This window comes from Nocardioides sp., from assembly GCF_030019515.1.
Taxonomy (GTDB): domain Bacteria; phylum Actinomycetota; class Actinomycetes; order Propionibacteriales; family Nocardioidaceae; genus Nocardioides.
Window position 1 is genome coordinate 22,621 of the sequence record NZ_JASEEQ010000016.1, and the last position, 16,959, is coordinate 39,579.

A 16,959-nucleotide genomic window follows, 5' to 3' on the forward strand; every position below is an offset into this window, starting at 1 on the left:
TTGGACCGGTATGACGCCCGTCACACGCCTGAGCTCCCTGCTCGCCGCGGCCGCGCTGGCCGCGGGCATGCTCCCGGCCGTCCCTGCGTTGGCCGAGCCGCCCTCCGACCCGGTCTCGGGGCTGGTCGGCGGGCTGCTCGGTGAGCCGCAGCACCACCAGCGTCGCGACCGGGCCGACTACGGCCACACCAGCGCGAGAGACGGGATCCTGCGCCGCGGCTGCCGCAACTACGCCTACCGGTATGTGATCACCACGCCGAGCGACGACTGGACGGTCGAGACGTTCCTCGACGACCGCACCGGCGAGACGATCGCCTCCGGGACGTACTTCTCCGACTCCGACCCGGCGCGCAACCGGACGCACTTCCGGTTCTGCCAGTACAGCACCTACGCCGGCAAGTTCAAGATCCGGGCCAAGGTGCACTGGTACGGGAGCGCCGGCGAGGATCACAAGGTCTGGCTGGAGCCGTCCTACTTCCGGCTGCGCCGGCGCTAGAACGTCCTGAGGGCGCGCTCGCCCCGCTCAGACCACTTGGTGCAGCCAGCGCACCGGCGCCCCGTCGCCGGCGTGCCGGAACGTCTCCAGCTCGTCGTCCCAGGGCCGGCCGAGCAGCTTGTCGATCTCGCCGAGCAGGGTGGTGTCGCCGAGCGCGGCCTTGACGACCGCCGCCTTGAGCCGGTCCTCGGGGATCATGATGTCGCCGTGCAGGCCGGTGACGGCGTGGAAGACGCCGAGCTCGGGGGTGAAGGAGTAGCGGGCCCCCTCGGAGCCGGCGGTGGGCTCCTCGGTGATCTCGAAGCGCAGGTGGTTCCAGCCGCGCAGCGCGGAGGCGACGGCCGCCGCGGCGCCGGCCTTGCCGGCCCAGGACAGCTCGGCCCGGTAGGTGCCCGGCTGCGCCGGCTGCGGCGTCCAGTCCAGGCTCACGGGCACGCCGAGGACACCGCCGACGGCCCACTCGATGTGCGGGCACAGCGCGGAGGGCGCCGAGTGGACGTACAGGACGCCTCGCGTCGCGGCGCGGGGGGCAGTGCGTGCGGTCACCGTGACCTCCTTCATCTCCGGCGCGAGATGCGCCTTCCCCAGCGAGCTCGCGGAGATGGACGAGGGTATGAGTGACAGCGGTGTAGTTGTGGCCACCATTGTGACCCATGAGGCGTTCCAGCGCCAGTCTCAGCGCCGGAGTCAGCGCCGGCGTGCCGGGCCGGCGGTCCGGGCGCGGCGGGGCCCGAGGTCGAGCAGCGTGTCGATCACGTCCTCGGCGATGCCGAGCCCGCCCAGGTGGCTCTCGCCGTCGATCACCGACATCGTCGCGTCCGGCAGCCGGTCGACCAGGTGCTGGCCGTGGCGGAACGGCACGATGTGGTCGGCGTCGCCGTGCCACCAGCGCACCGGGACCCGCACGTCGGCGGCGTCGAAGCCCCAGTACCGGGTGAACAGGATCAGGTCGGCCAGGGGCGCCGTGGTCTGGAACCGGCTGCCGTTGAGCAGGTCGTCGAGGAACATCGCCTTGAACTCCGGGCGGGCGAGCAGGTTCTTGTCCCCCGGCGGCTGCAGCGCGGCGTAGAGGTCGAGCGCCGGTCCCGCGAGCGGCTTGATCACCCGGATCACCTGGGTGATCGCCACCCCGAGCGGCACCCGGGCCACCGTCACCAGCGGGGCGAGGCGCACGGCGAGCTGGATCGGGCCGTCGTCGACGGCGTCGGGTCCACGGGTCGGAGCGACCCCGCCGAGGATGCCGACCCCGTGCACCCGGTCGGGCAGGGCCGCGCCGGCGGCGAGCGCGTACGGCGCGCCCCCGGAGAGGCCGATCAGCCGGACCGTGTCGATCGCCAGGGTCTCGAGGAACAGCTCCAGGTCGTGCGTCCAGTCCAGGACGTCGGGATACAGGTGCGGCGTCGAGGAGCCGATGCCGGGCCGGTCGATGCCGATGATCCGCACACCCCGCCGATCGGCGTACGCACGTGCCTCGAGCGGGATCTGGCGGCGGGCACCGGGCGTGCCGTGCATCCAGATGATGGCCGGGCCGCGACGCGGTCCGTACTCCGCGAAGCTCAGCCGACGGCCGTCGCGGACCGCGACAGTGCCCTCGAGAGCCGGTCTCCTGACGTTCCCCACGCCCCGGAGTCTCGCACGTCACCGGACCAGGCGGACGGCTCCCGGGTCGACGACGTTCGCCACCTCGCGGAGCGCACCGAGCGGCTGGCCGTCACCGACGACCATCGGGCCCTCGACCACGTCCAGAACGACCGCGGTGACGTTGTCGCGGCCGCCGGCCTCCAGGGCGGCGCTGGTGAGGGCCGCCGCGGCGGAGTGCGGGTCCGCGACCGCGAGCAGCTCCGCGATGATCGGCTCCGGCACCAGGTCGGAGAGGCCGTCGCTGCACAGCAGCAGCCGGTCGCCGGTCCGCACCGCGAGCGGCAGCAGGTCGACGCCCTCGTGCACCGGGTCGCCGTCGAGCGAGCGCAGCACGACGTTGCGCCACGGGTGCCGGACCACCTCCTCGGGGCGCAGCTCGCCCCGCGACACCAGCCGCTGCACGTAGGTGTGGTCGGTGGTCAGCCGGGTCAGGTCGCCGCCCCGGAGCAGGTAACCGCGGGAGTCGCCGATGTGGGCGAGCACCGCCCGCCGGCCGTCGCAGACGACGGCGGTCAGGGTGGTGGCCATGCCGAGCCGGGTGAGGTCGCCCTGGACGCCGCGCCGGATGTTGGTGCGGGCCGCCTCCAGGCCGTCGAGGAGCAGCTCCTCCGGCTCCTCCCCCATCCGGCCGAGCGCGGTCGCGGCGACGGCGTACGCCGCGGTCGCGGCCGCGACCTCCCCGGCCGCGGCTCCGCCGACCCCGTCGGCGACCACCGCCACGTAGGGTCCGACGAACGCGGCGTCCTCGTTGTGGGGGCGCACCAGCCCGACGTCACTGACACCGGCACCCGAGAACCGCAGCATCGTGAAGGACCTCCTCGCAAAAAGTGCGGTGGAGTCTAGCCGAGCTTCCGCTCGAGCGCCTCGGCACGCTCGTCGGCGTCCGTGAGCTCGTCGCTGTCGATCGCGTGGGTCCGGTGGAACCACGCGAGCGCGTCCTGCTCCCGGCCGGCGGCCTCGAGGGCGTCCGCGTAGGCGTACCGCAGCCGGACCACCCACGACGAGCGGCTCTTGGAGGCCAGCGGCGCGAGCTCGAGCGTGCGCAGGGCGGCGTCGAGCTGGCCCAGGTCGCGCCGGGCCCCGGCCTCGACGATGGTCATCTCCGCCTTGGCCTCGGGCGCGAAGTTGGCGACCGAGGGGCTCTTCGACAGCTTGAGCGCCTCCTGAGGCTTGCCGAGCGCCCGGTGGCAGTCCGCCATGATCGGCAGGTAGGCGGTCGCACCGTTCATCCGCTTCGCGGCGCGCAGCTCGGCGAGCGCCTCCGCGTAGTGGCCCGCGGCGTAGGCCGCCTCCCCGGTCGCCTCGCGCACGACCGCGAGCCGCGGCGCCCGAGCCCGGGCGGCCAGCGTGTGCTGGTAGGCGGTCTCCGGATCGTCGTCGACGAGCGCGCCGGCGGCCGCGAGGTGCCGGGCGACGCGCGCGGCGAGCTTCTCCGGCAGCCCCTTGAGCTGGGCCGACACGGAGCGGTCCAGCTCACGGCCGGTGATGTCCTCGGGGAGCTCCGGGCCGTCGTACCGCTCCTGCTCCACCGTGCGGGCGCCCTGCTTGTCGGCCGGACGCCTCCAGTCGCTCTTGCGACCCGGGCGGTCGCCCTGCTTCGCCGGACGGCCCGAGGAGCCGCGCCGGTCCTTGCGATCGGAGCGATCGGAGCGATCGGAGCGATCGGAGCGATCGGAGCGATCGGAGCGATCGGAGCGATCGGCGTCCGGGCTCCAGCGCTGACCGCGCTCGGACGACTTCGCCGACGACGGCCGCCCGGACGCCGCCGGACGCTTCCCGGCCGGCTTGCCCGCAGACTGGCCCGCAGGCTTGCCCGCCGACTTCCCGGTGGGCCTGCCCGTGGGCTTGCCGGACGGCTTCCCGGTGCCCTGCGACCTGGGGGTTCGGCGCTGCTCGGCCACGACTGCTGCTCCTGCTCCTGCGCCGCTGCCGGCGCTGTCGATCACGATCGGGAAATGCACGTAGGGGCCACCTGATGGTGGCCCCTACGGAGTGTATGTCCGGCGGCGTCCTACTCTCCCACAGCCTCTCGGTTGCAGTACCATCGGCGCTGAAAGGCTTAACTTCCGGGTTCGGGATGGGACCGGGTGTTTCCCTTTCGCTATGGCCGCCGTAACTCTTGTGGCACCGGTTCGCGGGTGGTGTTCACCGCGGTGTTGGTGCCAAGCCATTGTTCTCTTGTTCCCCCTGCACACTCCGGTGCCGGTTCAGGGCACCCGTGTGTGTCGGGGGTGGTGTGTGTTGGATGTGGACGCGAGGCGTTTTTGTAGGTTTGGTTGAGGGTTTGTGGGACAAGCCCTCGGCCTATTAGTACCGGTCGGCTGGGCATTGCTGCTGTACACCTCCGGCCTATCAACCCAGTGTTCTGCTGGGGGCCTTACCCCCTCGAGGGGGTGGGAAACCTCATCTTGAAACGTGCTTCCCGCTTAGATGCATTCAGCGGTTATCACTTCCGAACGTAGCTAACCAGCCGTGCCCCTGGCGGGACAACTGGCACACCAGAGGTTCGTCCATCCCGGTCCTCTCGTACTAGGGACAGCCTTTCTCAAGTTTCCTGCGCGCGCGGCGGATAGGGACCGAACTGTCTCACGACGTTCTAAACCCAGCTCGCGTGCCGCTTTAATGGGCGAACAGCCCAACCCTTGGGACCTACTCCAGCCCCAGGATGCGACGAGCCGACATCGAGGTGCCAAACCATCCCGTCGATATGGACTCTTGGGGAAGATCAGCCTGTTATCCCCGGGGTACCTTTTATCCGTTGAGCGACCACGCTTCCACTTGCCGTGGCCGGATCACTAGTTCCGACTTTCGTCCCTGCTCGACATGTCTGTCTCACAGTCAAGCTCCCTTGTGCACTTACACTCGCCACCTGATTGCCAACCAGGCTGAGGGAACCTTTGAGCGCCTCCGTTACATTTTAGGAGGCAACCGCCCCAGTTAAACTACCCATCAGGCACTGTCCCTGAACCAGATAATGGTCCTAGGTTAGACATCTAGTACGACCAGAGTGGTATTTCAACGTTGACTCCAGGCAAACTGGCGTCTGCCCTTCACAGTCTCCCACCTATCCTACACAAGCCGAACCAAACACCAATACCAAACTATAGTAAAGGTCCCGGGGTCTTTCCGTCCTGCCGCGCGTAACGAGCATCTTTACTCGTAGTGCAATTTCGCCGAGTCCACGGTTGAGACAGCGCCCAAGTCGTTACTCCATTCGTGCAGGTCGGAACTTACCCGACAAGGAATTTCGCTACCTTAGGATGGTTATAGTTACCACCGCCGTTTACTGGGGCTTAAGTTCTGAGCTTCGCACACACAAGGTGTGCTGACCCGTCCCCTTAACCTTCCAGCACCGGGCAGGAGTCAGTCCGTATACATCGTCTTACAACTTCGCACGGACCTGTGTTTTTAGTAAACAGTCGCTTGGGCCTGGTCTCTGCGGCCATCACCGCTGCCACACGCAAGGTGTGTCACGGATCCGGCCCCCCTTCTCCCGAAGTTACGGGGGCATTTTGCCGAGTTCCTTAACCATGGTTCGCTCGATCGCCTTGGTATTCTCTACCTGATCACCTGAGTCGGTTTGGGGTACGGGCGGCGCGTAGCTCGCTAGAGGTTTTTCTCGACAGCATAGGATCACCCACTACTCCACAAATGGATCGGCATCAGATCTCAGGGCCGGCATCCAAGCCAGCGGTCCGGATTTACCTGGACCACCCCCTACATCCTTACCCGTGGACAACCATCGCCACGGCTGGGCTACCTTCCTGCGTCACCCCATCGCTTGACTACTACCAGATCGGGTCCCGCGCTCCCCTCGCCCGCCTCACCCCGAAGGGATCGGTCAGACGAGCTTCGGGCGGTTAGCATCACCGGGTTCGTCATGGGCGCTACTTTGCCGGTACGGGAATATCAACCCGTTGTCCATCGACTACGCCTGTCGGCCTCGCCTTAGGTCCCGACTTACCCAGGGCAGATTAGCTTGACCCTGGAACCCTTGATCATTCGGCGCAGGAGTTTCTCACTCCTGATTCGCTACTCATGCCTGCATTCTCACTCGTGTCGCGTCCACCCCTGGATCACTCCGAGGCTTCACTCGCGACACGACGCTCCCCTACCCATCCACGCACCCGTTGGGGCGCTACCACTTACGTGGGCGTGAATGCCATAGCTTCGGCGGATGACTTGAGCCCCGCTACATTGTCGGCGCGGAATCACTTGACCAGTGAGCTATTACGCACTCTTTCAAGGGTGGCTGCTTCCAAGCCAACCTCCTGGTTGTCAATGCGACTCCACATCCTTTTCCACTTAGTCACCGCTTAGGGGCCTTAGCTGATGGTCTGGGCTGTTTCCCTCTCGACAATGGAGCTTATCCCCCACTGTCTCACTGCTGCGCTCTCACTTACCGGCATTCGGAGTTTGGCTAACGTCAGTAACCTGGTAGGGCCCATTAGCTATCCAGTGCTCTACCTCCGGCAAGAAACACACAACGCTGCACCTAAATGCATTTCGGGGAGAACCAGCTATCACGAAGTTTGATTGGCCTTTCACCCCTATCCACAGGTCATCCCCTCAGTTTTCAACCTAAGTGGGTTCGGTCCTCCACGCGGTCTTACCCGCGCTTCAACCTGCCCATGGATAGATCACTTCGCTTCGGGTCTTGATCGTGCTACTCCACCGACTCACGCCGGATACGCCCTATTCGGACTCGCTTTCGCTACGGCTCCCCCACACGGGTTAACCTCGCAACACAACGCAAACTCGCAGGCTCATTCTTCAAAAGGCACGCCGTCACCACCCACCCCCAAAAGGGAGGGCTAGGCTCCGACGGATTGTAGGCACACGGTTTCAGGTACTATTTCACTCCCCGCCAGGGGTACTTTTCACCTTTCCCTCACGGTACTTGTCCGCTATCGGTCATCAAGGAGTATTTAGGCTTAACGGGTGGTCCCGCCAGATTCACACGGAATTTCAGGGGTTCCGTGTTACTTGGGATACCATCCAACAGGCATGCGCTTACACTTACGGGGCTATCACCCTCTACGGCGCCACTTTCCAATGGACTTCAACTTCACGCACACTTTCTTACTGTCTGAGAAGCCGGCAGACCCCTCCAGATGGTCCCACAACCCCCCATGCGCAACCCCTGCCGGGTATCACACGCATAAGGTTTAGCCTCATCCGATTTCGCTCGCCACTACTCTCGGAATCACTTTTGTTTTCTCTTCCTACCGGTACTGAGATGTTTCACTTCCCGGCGTTCCCTCCACACACCCTATATATTCAGGCGCGGGTAACACGACATGACTCGTGCTGGGTTCCCCCATTCGGACACCCCCGGATCACAGCTCGGTTGCCAACTCCCCAGGGCTTATCGCAGGCTCCTACGTCCTTCATCGGCTCTTGATGCCAAGGCATCCACCATGTGCCCTTCATAGCTTGTCTCACAAACACTCAACAAAAACTACAAAGACCCTGACGCCACCACCCCAAGGGGCAGCACGCGCCAGGAAGCGACCAGATCAGGTGTTGACCTGGTCGCAGATGCTCGCGTCCACTATCCAATTCACAAACAACACGCCCACCAACCCCCGCGCCAGCCAACCGGCCAACACAGACAAAGGGAGCAGCTCGAGTCACCAGTTGCCTGATCCCTCAAAGCCCAACAGTGTGTCAAGACCATCCCCACCCCAACAGCCACCAGGTTCCACACCCGCTCCCCCGAAGGACAGACAAGCAGTACTGAGGCGACCATGCGACGGTCGTGGTCGTTCATCGACGATTCCACTAGTGAACACCACCAATGCCAACCGGACGGATGCCGGCTGTGCGGGGCGTGTGCTCCTTAGAAAGGAGGTGATCCAGCCGCACCTTCCGGTACGGCTACCTTGTTACGACTTCGTCCCAATCGCCAGCCCCACCTTCGACGGCTCCCCCCACAAGGGTTAGGCCACCGGCTTCGGGTGTTGCCGACTTTCGTGACGTGACGGGCGGTGTGTACAAGGCCCGGGAACGTATTCACCGCAGCGTTGCTGATCTGCGATTACTAGCGACTCCGACTTCATGGGGTCGAGTTGCAGACCCCAATCCGAACTGAGACCGGCTTTTTGGGATTCGCTCCGCCTTACAGCATCGCAGCCCTTTGTACCGGCCATTGTAGCATGCGTGAAGCCCTGGACATAAGGGGCATGATGACTTGACGTCATCCCCACCTTCCTCCGAGTTGACCCCGGCAGTCTCCTATGAGTCCCCGGCATGACCCGCTGGCAACATAGGACGAGGGTTGCGCTCGTTGCGGGACTTAACCCAACATCTCACGACACGAGCTGACGACAGCCATGCACCACCTGTACACCGACTAAAAGGGGCACCATCTCTGGCGCTTTCCGGCGTATGTCAAACCCAGGTAAGGTTCTTCGCGTTGCATCGAATTAATCCGCATGCTCCGCCGCTTGTGCGGGCCCCCGTCAATTCCTTTGAGTTTTAGCCTTGCGGCCGTACTCCCCAGGCGGGGCGCTTAATGCGTTAGCTGCGGCACGGAACCCGTGGAATGGATCCCACACCTAGCGCCCAACGTTTACGGTGTGGACTACCAGGGTATCTAATCCTGTTCGCTCCCCACACTTTCGCTCCTCAGCGTCAGGACATGCCCAGAGAACCGCCTTCGCCACCGGTGTTCCTCCTGATATCTGCGCATTTCACCGCTACACCAGGAATTCCGTTCTCCCCTGCATGCCTCTAGTCTGCCCGTATCGAAAGCAAGCACTGAGTTAAGCCCAGTGTTTTCACTCCCGACGCGACAAACCGCCTACGAGCCCTTTACGCCCAATAATTCCGGACAACGCTCGCACCCTACGTATTACCGCGGCTGCTGGCACGTAGTTGGCCGGTGCTTCTTCTGTACCTACCGTCACCACCATCACCGGTGCTTCGTCGGTACTGAAAGAGGTTTACAACCCGAAGGCCGTCATCCCTCACGCGGCGTTGCTGGATCAGGCTTCCGCCCATTGTCCAATATTCCCCACTGCTGCCTCCCGTAGGAGTCTGGGCCGTGTCTCAGTCCCAGTGTGGCCGGTCACCCTCTCAGGCCGGCTACCCGTCGAAGCCTTGGTAGGCCATTACCCCACCAACAAGCTGATAGGCCGCGAGCACATCCCCCACCGAAAAAACTTTCCACACAGAGCACATGCGCACCTGTGTCGTATCCGGTATTAGCCACCGTTTCCGGTAGTTATCCCAAAGTGAAGGGCAGATTACTCACGTGTTACTCACCCGTTCGCCGCTCGAGTACCCCCGAAAGGGCCTTTCCGCTCGACTTGCATGTGTTAAGCACGCCGCCAGCGTTCGTCCTGAGCCAGGATCAAACTCTCCGTTGAAAACAACACCCCAACCACACCCCAAAAAAAGCGCAGCCAGGAAAAAGAGATGCCTGACAAGAAGAACCTGACTAAAAATTGTCAGAATCATTGTCAAAGAAACCATCAACAACCACCCCAAAAAGGGCAGAAGTCAACAGGGCATTACAAACTAATTCGTCGACTATGACACACTGTTGAGTTCTCAAGAATCAGACGCACACCGAACCGGGCCCTTGCGAGACCGGCTGCGGGGCAACCTGCAAAAACTTACCGGCTCCGATCCACCAGGTCAACTCGGGGCTGATCCGGTGTCTCGGCGGGCCGAGGCCGGACGCACCGCTCCCCTTCGAAGTGGCCTCTCGGCCCGAGTGGGAGCCGCGTGTCGCGGCGAAGAAGAAACCTACCAGGGTCCCGGCGATGCGCCAAACCCGGGGTCGGGGCACGCACTAGCGGCGCCGGGGCGGCGCCGCGGGACGGTAGGGCGAGACGGTCGGGTCGCCGGTCGCCCAGAACCGCCACGGCCGCTCCGGCGCACCGCGCAGACCCACCCGCGGGCCGGTCGAGACGGACTCCGGCGGGGTCGCGATCGTCAGCGTCACCGGGCCGGCCGCCAGGTCGGTGCCGTCGTGGGTGAGCTCGATCCCGAGAGCCGAGCAGAGCCGCGCCGGGCCGCGGGCCAGGTCGCGGTCCCGGGCCTGGTTGCGTCGCTCCCGTGCCTGCTCCAGTCCGTCGACGACCTCACCGGCGCGCAGCAGGACCGCGCTCGCGGTGCCCTCGGTGCCGCAGACGACGTTGCAGCACACGTGCATGCCGTAGCTGAAGTAGCAGTAGAGGTGGCCGGCCGGGCCGAACATCACCGCGTTGCGTCGCGTCTGCCCCCGGAACGCGTGCGACCCGGGGTCGTTCGCGCCGTCGTAGGCCTCGACCTCCGTCAGCCGGACCGCGACGTCGCCGTGGCGCAGGACGGCGTTGAGCAGCCGGGGCGCCACCTCGAGGACGGGCCCGGAGAGCACGGCGGGCAGGTCAGGCGAGCCGGGCACGGTGTCCGTCGAGGCGGCTGGTGAGCTCCGCGAGCTGCTCGCGGACCCGGACCGGCGCGGTCCCGCCCCGGCCGTCCCGGGACGCGACCGAGCCGGTCACGGTCAGCACGTCGCGGACCCCGGGCGTCAGGGCCGGCGAGATCTCGGCGAACTGCTCGTCGCTGAGGTCCGCCAGCTCGACGCCGAGCTCCTCGCAGCGCCGCACGCACCCGCCGGCGATCTCGTGGGCGACCCGGAACGGCACGCCCTCGCGGACCAGCCACTCGGCGACGTCGGTGGCCAGCGAGAACCCCTGGGGGGCGAGCTCGGCCATCCGGTCGGTGTGGAAGGTGAGGGTCGCGACCAGGCCGGTGAACGCGGGCAGCAGCACCTCGAGGGTGTCGACGGAGTCGAACACCGGCTCCTTGTCCTCCTGCAGGTCGCGGTTGTAGGCCAGCGGCAGCGCCTTGAGCGTGGCGAGCAGGCCGGACAGGTTGCCGATCAGGCGACCGGCCTTGCCGCGCGCCAGCTCGGCGATGTCGGGGTTCTTCTTCTGCGGCATGATGCTCGACCCGGTCGACCAGGAGTCGTGCAGCGTCACGAAGCCGAACTCACGGGTCGACCACAGGATCACCTCCTCGGCGATCCGGCTCACGTCGACGCCGATCTGGGCGGTGACGTAGGCGAACTCGGCGACGAAGTCCCGGGAGGCGGTCCCGTCGATCGAGTTGGCGCTGGAGCCGGTGAACCCGAGCTCGGCCGCCACGCCCTCCGGGTCCAGGCCGAGGCTGGAGCCGGCCAGCGCGCCGGAGCCGTACGGCGAGTCCGCCGCCACCCGCGCGTCCCAGTCGCGGAGCCGGTCGACGTCGCGCAGCAGCGCCCAGCAGTGCGCGAGCAGGTGATGGGCGAGCAGCACGGGCTGTGCGTGCTGGAGGTGCGTGCGGCCGGGCATCACGGCGTCGCCGGCCCCACGCGCCTGGGCCGCGAGCGCGTCGACGAGGTCGAGCACCTGGCCCGCGACCACGGCCGCGTGGTCGCGGAGGAAGACCTTGAACAGGGTCGCGATCTGGTCGTTGCGGCTGCGTCCGGCGCGCAGCCGGCCACCGACGTCGGGGCCGACCTCGTCGACCAGCAGCCGCTCGAGCGCGCCGTGGACGTCCTCGTCCGAGGGGTCCGGCGCGAGCTCGCCCGCGGCGTACCGCTCCCCCAGGACGTCCAGGCCGCGCCGCAGCTCGGCGAGGTCGGCGTCGGTGAGCAGCCCCGCGCGGTGCAGGGCGTTGGCGTGCGCCCGCGACCCGGCCAGGTCGTAGGGCGTGAGCCGCCAGTCGAAGTGCGTCGAGCCGGACAGTGCGTCGAGCTCCGGCGAGGGGCCGCCTGCGAAGCGGCCGCCCCAGAGCTTTCCGGTGTTGGTGCCCATCAGTCGTTCCCGGCCTCCATCGCGGCCGCGTCGAGGGCCTCCTCGTCCGGCTCGGTGCGCACCTCGGGGTTCTCGGTGATCTGGTCGAACCCGCCGGACGGCAGCTGACCGAACAGCGTGCCGTTCTCGACCAGCACCTGACCCTGGTCGAGCGGCTGCCCGGCGTACATCTCGAGCATCGCGCGCGAGTCGGCGATGTCGAGGTTGCGCATCGTGAGCTGACCGATCCGGTCGGTGGGCCCGAACGCCGAGTTCGAGGTGCGCTCCATCGACAGCTTCTCGGGGTGGTAGGACAGCGCCGGGCCGTCGGTGCGCACGATCGTGTAGTCCTCGCCGCGGCGCAGCCGGAGGGTCACCTCGCCGGTCACCACCGACGCGACCCACCGCTGGATCGACTCGCGCAGCATCAGTGCCTGGGGATCCAGCCACCGCCCCTCGTAGAGCAGACGGCCCAGGCGGCGTCCGTTCGCGTGGTAGTTCGCGAGCGTGTCCTCGTTGTGGATCGCGTTCATCAGGCGCTCGTAGGCGATCCAGAGCAGGTCGAGGCCGGGCGCTTCGTAGACGCCGCGCGACTTCGCCTCGATGATCCGGTTCTCGATCTGGTCCGACATCCCGAGCCCGTGCCGGCCACCGATCGCGTTGGCCTCCTTGACCAGCTCGACCGGGTCGTCGAACCGGCGCCCGTTGAGCGCCACGGGGCGGCCCTGCTCGAACACGACCGTGACGTCCTCGGTGGCGATCTCGACGGCGGGGTCCCAGAAGCGGACGCCCATGATCGGCTCGACCACCTCCATCGAGGTGTCCAGGTGCTCGAGCGTCTTCGCCTCGTGGGTGGCGCCCCAGATGTTGGCGTCGGTCGAGTACGCCTTCTCCTGGGAGTCGCGGTACGGCAGGTCGTGGCTGGTCAGCCACTGGCTCATCTCGGTGCGACCGCCGAGCTCGTGGACGAAGTCGGGGTCCAGCCAGGGCTTGTAGATGCGCAGCAGGGGGTTGGCCAGCAGGCCGTAGCGGTAGAACCGCTCGATGTCGTTGCCCTTGAACGTCGACCCGTCGCCCCAGATGTCGACGCCGTCCTCGTGCATCGCGCGGACCAGGATGGTGCCGGTCACGGCCCGGCCGAGCGGCGTGGTGTTGAAGTAGACGCGCCCGCCCGAGCGGATGTGGAAGGCGCCGCACGCGAGCGCGGCCAGGCCCTCCTCGACCAGCTGCGCGCGGCAGTCGACGGCGCGGGCGATCTCGGCGCCGTACTCGCGGGCCCGTGCGGGCACGCCGGAGACGTCGGGTTCGTCGTACTGGCCGATGTCGGCGGTGTAGGTGCACGGGATCGCGCCCTTGTCGCGCATCCAGGCCACCGCCACCGAGGTGTCCAGGCCTCCCGAGAACGCGATGCCGACGCGCTGGCCGACCGGGAGGGACGTCAGGACCTTGCTCACGAATGCTCTTCCTTCTGCTGGGGGTGCTGGTTGGCGTCGGCGAGGGCGAGGAAGCGACGGGCCAGGGCCTCGCCGCCGCTCGCGTGACGGCCGATGACCAGCACGGTGTCGTCGCCGGCGATGGTGCCGAGGATCTCGGGGAACTCGGCCTTGTCGAAGGCCGAGGCGAGGAACTGGGCCGCGCCGGGAGGGGTGCGCAGCACGACCAGGTTGGCGCTGGCGTCCGCGCTCACGAGGAGCTCGCCGCACAGCCGGGCCAGCCGGTTGGTCGCGGCCGCGGTCTCCCCCGGCGCGCTCGGTCGTCGGTCCCCGCCCTCCGCCGGAACGGCGTACACGAGCGATCCCGTGGGCGAGCGCACCTTGATCGCGTCCAGCTCGACCAGGTCGCGCGACAGCGTGGCCTGGGTGACCCGCAGGCCGTTCTCGGCCAGCAGGTCGGCCAGCTCGGCCTGCGAGTGGACCTCGCGCTGCGAGACCAGCTCGACGATCCGCTGGTGGCGGGCGCTCTTCGTGGTGGGCCGCAGGACGGTGTTCATCGCGCCTCCAACAGGAACGACAGGATGGCCTTCTGGGCGTGGCGGCGGTTCTCGGCCTCGTCCCAGACCACGCTCTGGGGGCCGTCGAGCACCGCGGCGTCGATCTCCTTGCCGCGGTAGGCGGGCAGGCAGTGCAGGACGATGGCGTCCGGCTCGGCCCGCTGGAGCAGCTCGGTGGTCAGGGAGTACGGCGCGAGCGCGACGGTCCGCGCGGCGGCCTCCTCCTCCTTGCCCATCGAGGTCCAGGTGTCGGTGACCACCACGTCGGCGCCGGTCACGGCGGCCACGGGATCGGGCACCAGGGTGGCCGATCCGCCCGTGCCCGCGGCGATCGCGGCGGCCCGCTCGACCATCGCCCGGGCCGGCGCGTACCCGTCGGGCGAGCCGACGCGCACGTGCAGGCCCGCCGTGGCGCCGGCCAGCAACCAGGAGTTGCCCATGTTGCAGGCGCCGTCGCCGAGGAACGCCACGGTCAGGCCGCCGAGCCGCTCCTTGTGCTCGCGGATCGTGAGCAGGTCCGCGAGCAGCTGGCAGGGGTGGAAGTCATCGGTGAGTGCGTTGACCACCGGCACGCCGGCGTGCGCGGCCATCTCGGCGAGGCGGGCCTGGGCGTAGGTGCGCCAGACGATGACCGAGGCCTGCCGCCCCAGCACCCGCGCGACGTCGGGCACGGACTCCCGCACGCCGATGCCGGCCAGGGCACCGTCGACCAGCATCGGGTGGCCGCCGAGCTCGGCGATGCCCGCGGCGAACGAGGCCTGGGTGCGCAGCGTCTGCTTGTCGAAGATCATCGCGACCGTGCGCGGCCCGGCGAGCGGCTTGGCGGCGTACGGCGCCCGCTTGAGCTCGGCCGCCAGGTCGAGGACCCGGGCCTGCTCGGCGGGGCTCAGGTCGTCGTCCGCCAGGAAGTGCCGCACCGCGGAGTGGCCGGTCATGCCAGCGCCTCGTCCAGGATGCCCGGCCATGCCCGCAGGAAGGCCTCGGCGTCGTCGGCGGTGAGCACCAGCGGCGGCGCGAGCCGGATCCGGCTCGGGGTGGGGTTGTTCACGATGAAGCCGGCCCGCTGGGCGGCGGCCACGACCTCGGCGGCCGCGTCGGCCGCCAGGTCGAGGCCGATCAGCAGACCCTCGCCGCGCACCTCGGTGACCCGGGGGTCGGCGCCCAGCCCGTCGCGGAGCTTCTGGCCGAGCACCGTGACGTGCTCGAGGAGGTCCTCGGACTCGATGGTCGCGAGGACGGCGAGCGCCGCCGCGCAGGCCACCGGGTTGCCCCCGAAGGTCGTGCCGTGGTTGCCCGGCTCGAGCAGCCTCCCGGCCGCGCCGACGCCGATGCACGCGCCGATCGGGAAGCCGCCGCCCAGGCCCTTGGCGACGGTCACCACGTCGGGCAGCACGCCGGCGGTCGCGAACGCGAACCACCGGCCCACCCTGCCCATGCCGGTCTGCACCTCGTCGAACCAGAGCAGCGCCCCGTGCTCGTCGGCGACCGAGCGGGCCGCGGCCAGGTAGCCGTCGGGGGGCACCACGACGCCGGCCTCGCCCTGGATCGGCTCGAGCAGCACCGCGGCGGTCTCGTCGGTGACCGCGGCCGCGAGCGCCTCGGCGTCGCCGTACGGCACGAACGTCACGTCGCCCGGCAGCGGCTCGAAGGGGGTGCGGTAGGCCGCCTTCGAGGTCAGCGCCAGGGCGCCCATCGTGCGGCCGTGGAAGGAGCCCTCGGCGACCACGACGTGGGTGCGGCCGGTGCGCCGGGTCAGCTTGAACGCAGCCTCGTTGGCCTCGGTCCCGGAGTTGGTGAAGAACACCTTCCCGCCGCCGGGTCCGACCTCGAGCAGGGCGAGCAGCCTCTCGGCGAGCTCGACCTGCGGGGCGCTGGTGAAGAAGTTGGAGATGTGGCCCAGGGTCTGCAGCTGGGTCGTCACGGCCTCGACCAGCGCCGGGTGGCCGTGGCCGAGGGCGTTGACGGCGATGCCGCCGAGCAGGTCGACGTACTCGTTGCCGTCGGTGTCCCACACGCGTGCGCCCTCGCCGCGGGTGAGCACCAGCTTCGGGGGGCCGAAGGTGTTCATCAGGCTGGCGGCGTACCGCTCCTGGTAGTCGGTCACGGGATCGGTCACTGGATCGGTCACGGGGTGTCCCTCGCCTTCCGGGTCTTGGTCTCGACGCCGGGCAGCACCTGGGTGCCGACGCCCTCGCTCGTGAAGAGCTCCAGCAGGACCGCGTGCGGTTCGCGGCCGTCGACGACGGTCGCCCGGGGGACGCCGTTCTTCACCGCCTGGAGGCAGGCGCCCATCTTCGGCACCATCCCGGAGGCGAGGGTCGGGAGGATCTCCTCCAGCGCCTCGGGGCTGATCTCGCCGATCACGTCCTCCGAGCTGGGCCAGTCGAGGTAGAGGCCCTCGACGTCGGTGAGCACCAGCAGCTTCTCCGCGCCGAGCGCGACCGCGAGGGCCGCGGCAGCGGAGTCCGCGTTCACGTTGTGGACCTGGCCGTCGACGTCCGGCGCCACGCTGGAGACGACCGGGATCCGGCCGGCCTCGATCAGGTCCAGCACGGACTCCGGGCGGACCCGGGCCACCTCGCCGACCAGGCCGAGGTCGACCTCCTCACCGTCGACCACGGTGTTGGCCGGCTCGGCGGTGAACAGGCCGGCGTCCTCGCCCGAGCAGCCGACCGCGAGCGGGCCGTGCTCGTTGATCAGCCCCACGAGCTCGCGCTGCACCTGGCCGACCAGCACCATCCGGACCACGTCCATGGCCTCGGGCGTGGTCACCCGCAGGCCGCCGCGGAACTCCGACTTGATCCCGAGGCGGTCCAGCATGGTCGAGATCTGCGGTCCTCCGCCGTGGACCACCACGGGCTTGAAGCCGGCGAACCGCAGGAAGGCGATGTCCTCGGCGAACGCGCGCTTCAGCGTCTCGTCGGTCATGGCGTTGCCGCCGTACTTCACGACCACGATCTTGCCGTGATAGCGCTTGAGCCAGGGCAGCGCCGCGGCGAGCGTGCGGGCCTTGGCCGGATCGGGCTTGCTCGGGTCGTGGGACGTGTGCTCGATCGTCATCG

Annotated in this window: 12 protein-coding genes and 3 rRNA genes; 1 reads left to right on the forward strand and 14 read right to left on the reverse strand. The window is 68.0% G+C overall.

The genetic code is table 11. From position 1 onward, the window contains the following. Window positions 1–10 precede the first annotated feature (10 nt). The gene (locus QMC84_RS19130) at window positions 11–496 is read left to right on the forward strand and encodes a hypothetical protein (RefSeq protein WP_300377561.1); all 486 of its coding nucleotides are present in this window, start codon (window positions 11–13) and stop codon (window positions 494–496) included. 27 nt (window positions 497–523) lie between these two features. On the opposite strand, the gene QMC84_RS19135 is transcribed toward QMC84_RS19130, so the two are convergent. The 14 genes from QMC84_RS19135 to argB all read right to left on the reverse strand — a co-directional run bounded on the left by QMC84_RS19135 (window position 524) and on the right by argB (window position 16,957). Continuing rightward, the gene (locus tag QMC84_RS19135) at window positions 524–1,042 is read right to left on the reverse strand and encodes a DUF3145 domain-containing protein (protein WP_300377563.1); all 519 of its coding nucleotides are present in this window, start codon (window positions 1,040–1,042) and stop codon (window positions 524–526) included. A gap of 141 nt (window positions 1,043–1,183) precedes the next feature. Then, the gene (locus QMC84_RS19140) at window positions 1,184–2,116 is read right to left on the reverse strand and encodes an alpha/beta hydrolase (protein WP_300377565.1); all 933 of its coding nucleotides are present in this window, start codon (window positions 2,114–2,116) and stop codon (window positions 1,184–1,186) included. An 18-nt stretch (window positions 2,117–2,134) separates the two neighbouring features. Next, window positions 2,135–2,941: a protein phosphatase 2C domain-containing protein gene (locus tag QMC84_RS19145; protein ID WP_300377566.1), complete on the reverse strand. Its 807-nt coding sequence runs from the start codon at window positions 2,939–2,941 to the stop codon at window positions 2,135–2,137. A 35-nt stretch (window positions 2,942–2,976) separates the two neighbouring features. Further along, window positions 2,977–4,098, reverse strand: coding sequence for a tetratricopeptide repeat protein (locus QMC84_RS19150; RefSeq protein WP_300377568.1), 1,122 nt, complete (start codon window positions 4,096–4,098; stop codon window positions 2,977–2,979). Window positions 4,099–4,135: 37 nt separating this feature from the next. After that, window positions 4,136–4,252, reverse strand: a 5S ribosomal RNA gene (gene rrf, locus QMC84_RS19155). A 172-nt stretch (window positions 4,253–4,424) separates the two neighbouring features. Continuing rightward, window positions 4,425–7,579, reverse strand: a 23S ribosomal RNA gene (locus QMC84_RS19160). Window positions 7,580–7,983: 404 nt separating this feature from the next. After that, a 16S ribosomal RNA gene (locus QMC84_RS19165) occupies window positions 7,984–9,510 on the reverse strand. Together the 16S, 23S and 5S rRNA genes form the textbook arrangement of a ribosomal RNA operon. A gap of 428 nt (window positions 9,511–9,938) precedes the next feature. Then, complete coding sequence (locus tag QMC84_RS19170) at window positions 9,939–10,532, reverse strand: DNA-3-methyladenine glycosylase (protein ID WP_300377570.1); 594 nt, start codon at window positions 10,530–10,532, stop codon at window positions 9,939–9,941. Then, window positions 10,516–11,928 carry an argininosuccinate lyase gene (argH, locus tag QMC84_RS19175; protein WP_300377572.1) on the reverse strand — a complete coding sequence of 471 codons (1,413 nt, stop codon included), beginning with the start codon at window positions 11,926–11,928 and terminating at the stop codon, window positions 10,516–10,518. Before argH ends, QMC84_RS19170 begins: the two co-directional genes overlap by 17 nt. Beyond that, window positions 11,928–13,361, reverse strand: coding sequence for an argininosuccinate synthase (gene argG, locus QMC84_RS19180; protein WP_300377574.1), 1,434 nt, complete (start codon window positions 13,359–13,361; stop codon window positions 11,928–11,930). Before argG ends, argH begins: the two co-directional genes overlap by 1 nt. Next, on the reverse strand, window positions 13,358–13,897 hold the full coding sequence (locus QMC84_RS19185; protein WP_300377576.1) for an arginine repressor: 540 nt from the start codon (window positions 13,895–13,897) through the stop codon (window positions 13,358–13,360). Before QMC84_RS19185 ends, argG begins: the two co-directional genes overlap by 4 nt. Then, window positions 13,894–14,832 (reverse strand): ornithine carbamoyltransferase, encoded by a 939-nt coding sequence (gene argF / locus QMC84_RS19190; RefSeq protein WP_300377578.1) that lies wholly within the window; start codon window positions 14,830–14,832, stop codon window positions 13,894–13,896. Before argF ends, QMC84_RS19185 begins: the two co-directional genes overlap by 4 nt. Continuing rightward, the gene (locus tag QMC84_RS19195; RefSeq protein ID WP_300377580.1) at window positions 14,829–16,025 is read right to left on the reverse strand and encodes an acetylornithine transaminase; all 1,197 of its coding nucleotides are present in this window, start codon (window positions 16,023–16,025) and stop codon (window positions 14,829–14,831) included. The genes argF and QMC84_RS19195 overlap by 4 nt, the downstream gene beginning before the upstream one ends. Beyond that, complete coding sequence (gene argB / locus QMC84_RS19200) at window positions 16,022–16,957, reverse strand: acetylglutamate kinase (RefSeq protein ID WP_300377704.1); 936 nt, start codon at window positions 16,955–16,957, stop codon at window positions 16,022–16,024. Before argB ends, QMC84_RS19195 begins: the two co-directional genes overlap by 4 nt. Between the last annotated feature and the right edge of the window lie 2 nt (window positions 16,958–16,959).

Excerpts from the sequence above, each read along its gene's own strand:
- QMC84_RS19130 (WP_300377561.1), top strand. The coding sequence starts at position 11 with ATGACGCCCGTCACACGCCTGAGCTCCCTGCTCGCCGCGGCCGCGCTG.
- QMC84_RS19145 (WP_300377566.1), bottom strand. The coding sequence starts at position 2,941 with ATGCTGCGGTTCTCGGGTGCCGGTGTCAGTGACGTCGGGCTGGTGCGC.
- argH (WP_300377572.1), bottom strand. The coding sequence starts at position 11,928 with ATGGGCACCAACACCGGAAAGCTCTGGGGCGGCCGCTTCGCAGGCGGC.
- QMC84_RS19185 (WP_300377576.1), bottom strand. The coding sequence starts at position 13,897 with ATGAACACCGTCCTGCGGCCCACCACGAAGAGCGCCCGCCACCAGCGG.
- argF (WP_300377578.1), bottom strand. The coding sequence starts at position 14,832 with ATGACCGGCCACTCCGCGGTGCGGCACTTCCTGGCGGACGACGACCTG.
- argB (WP_300377704.1), bottom strand. The coding sequence starts at position 16,957 with ATGACGATCGAGCACACGTCCCACGACCCGAGCAAGCCCGATCCGGCC.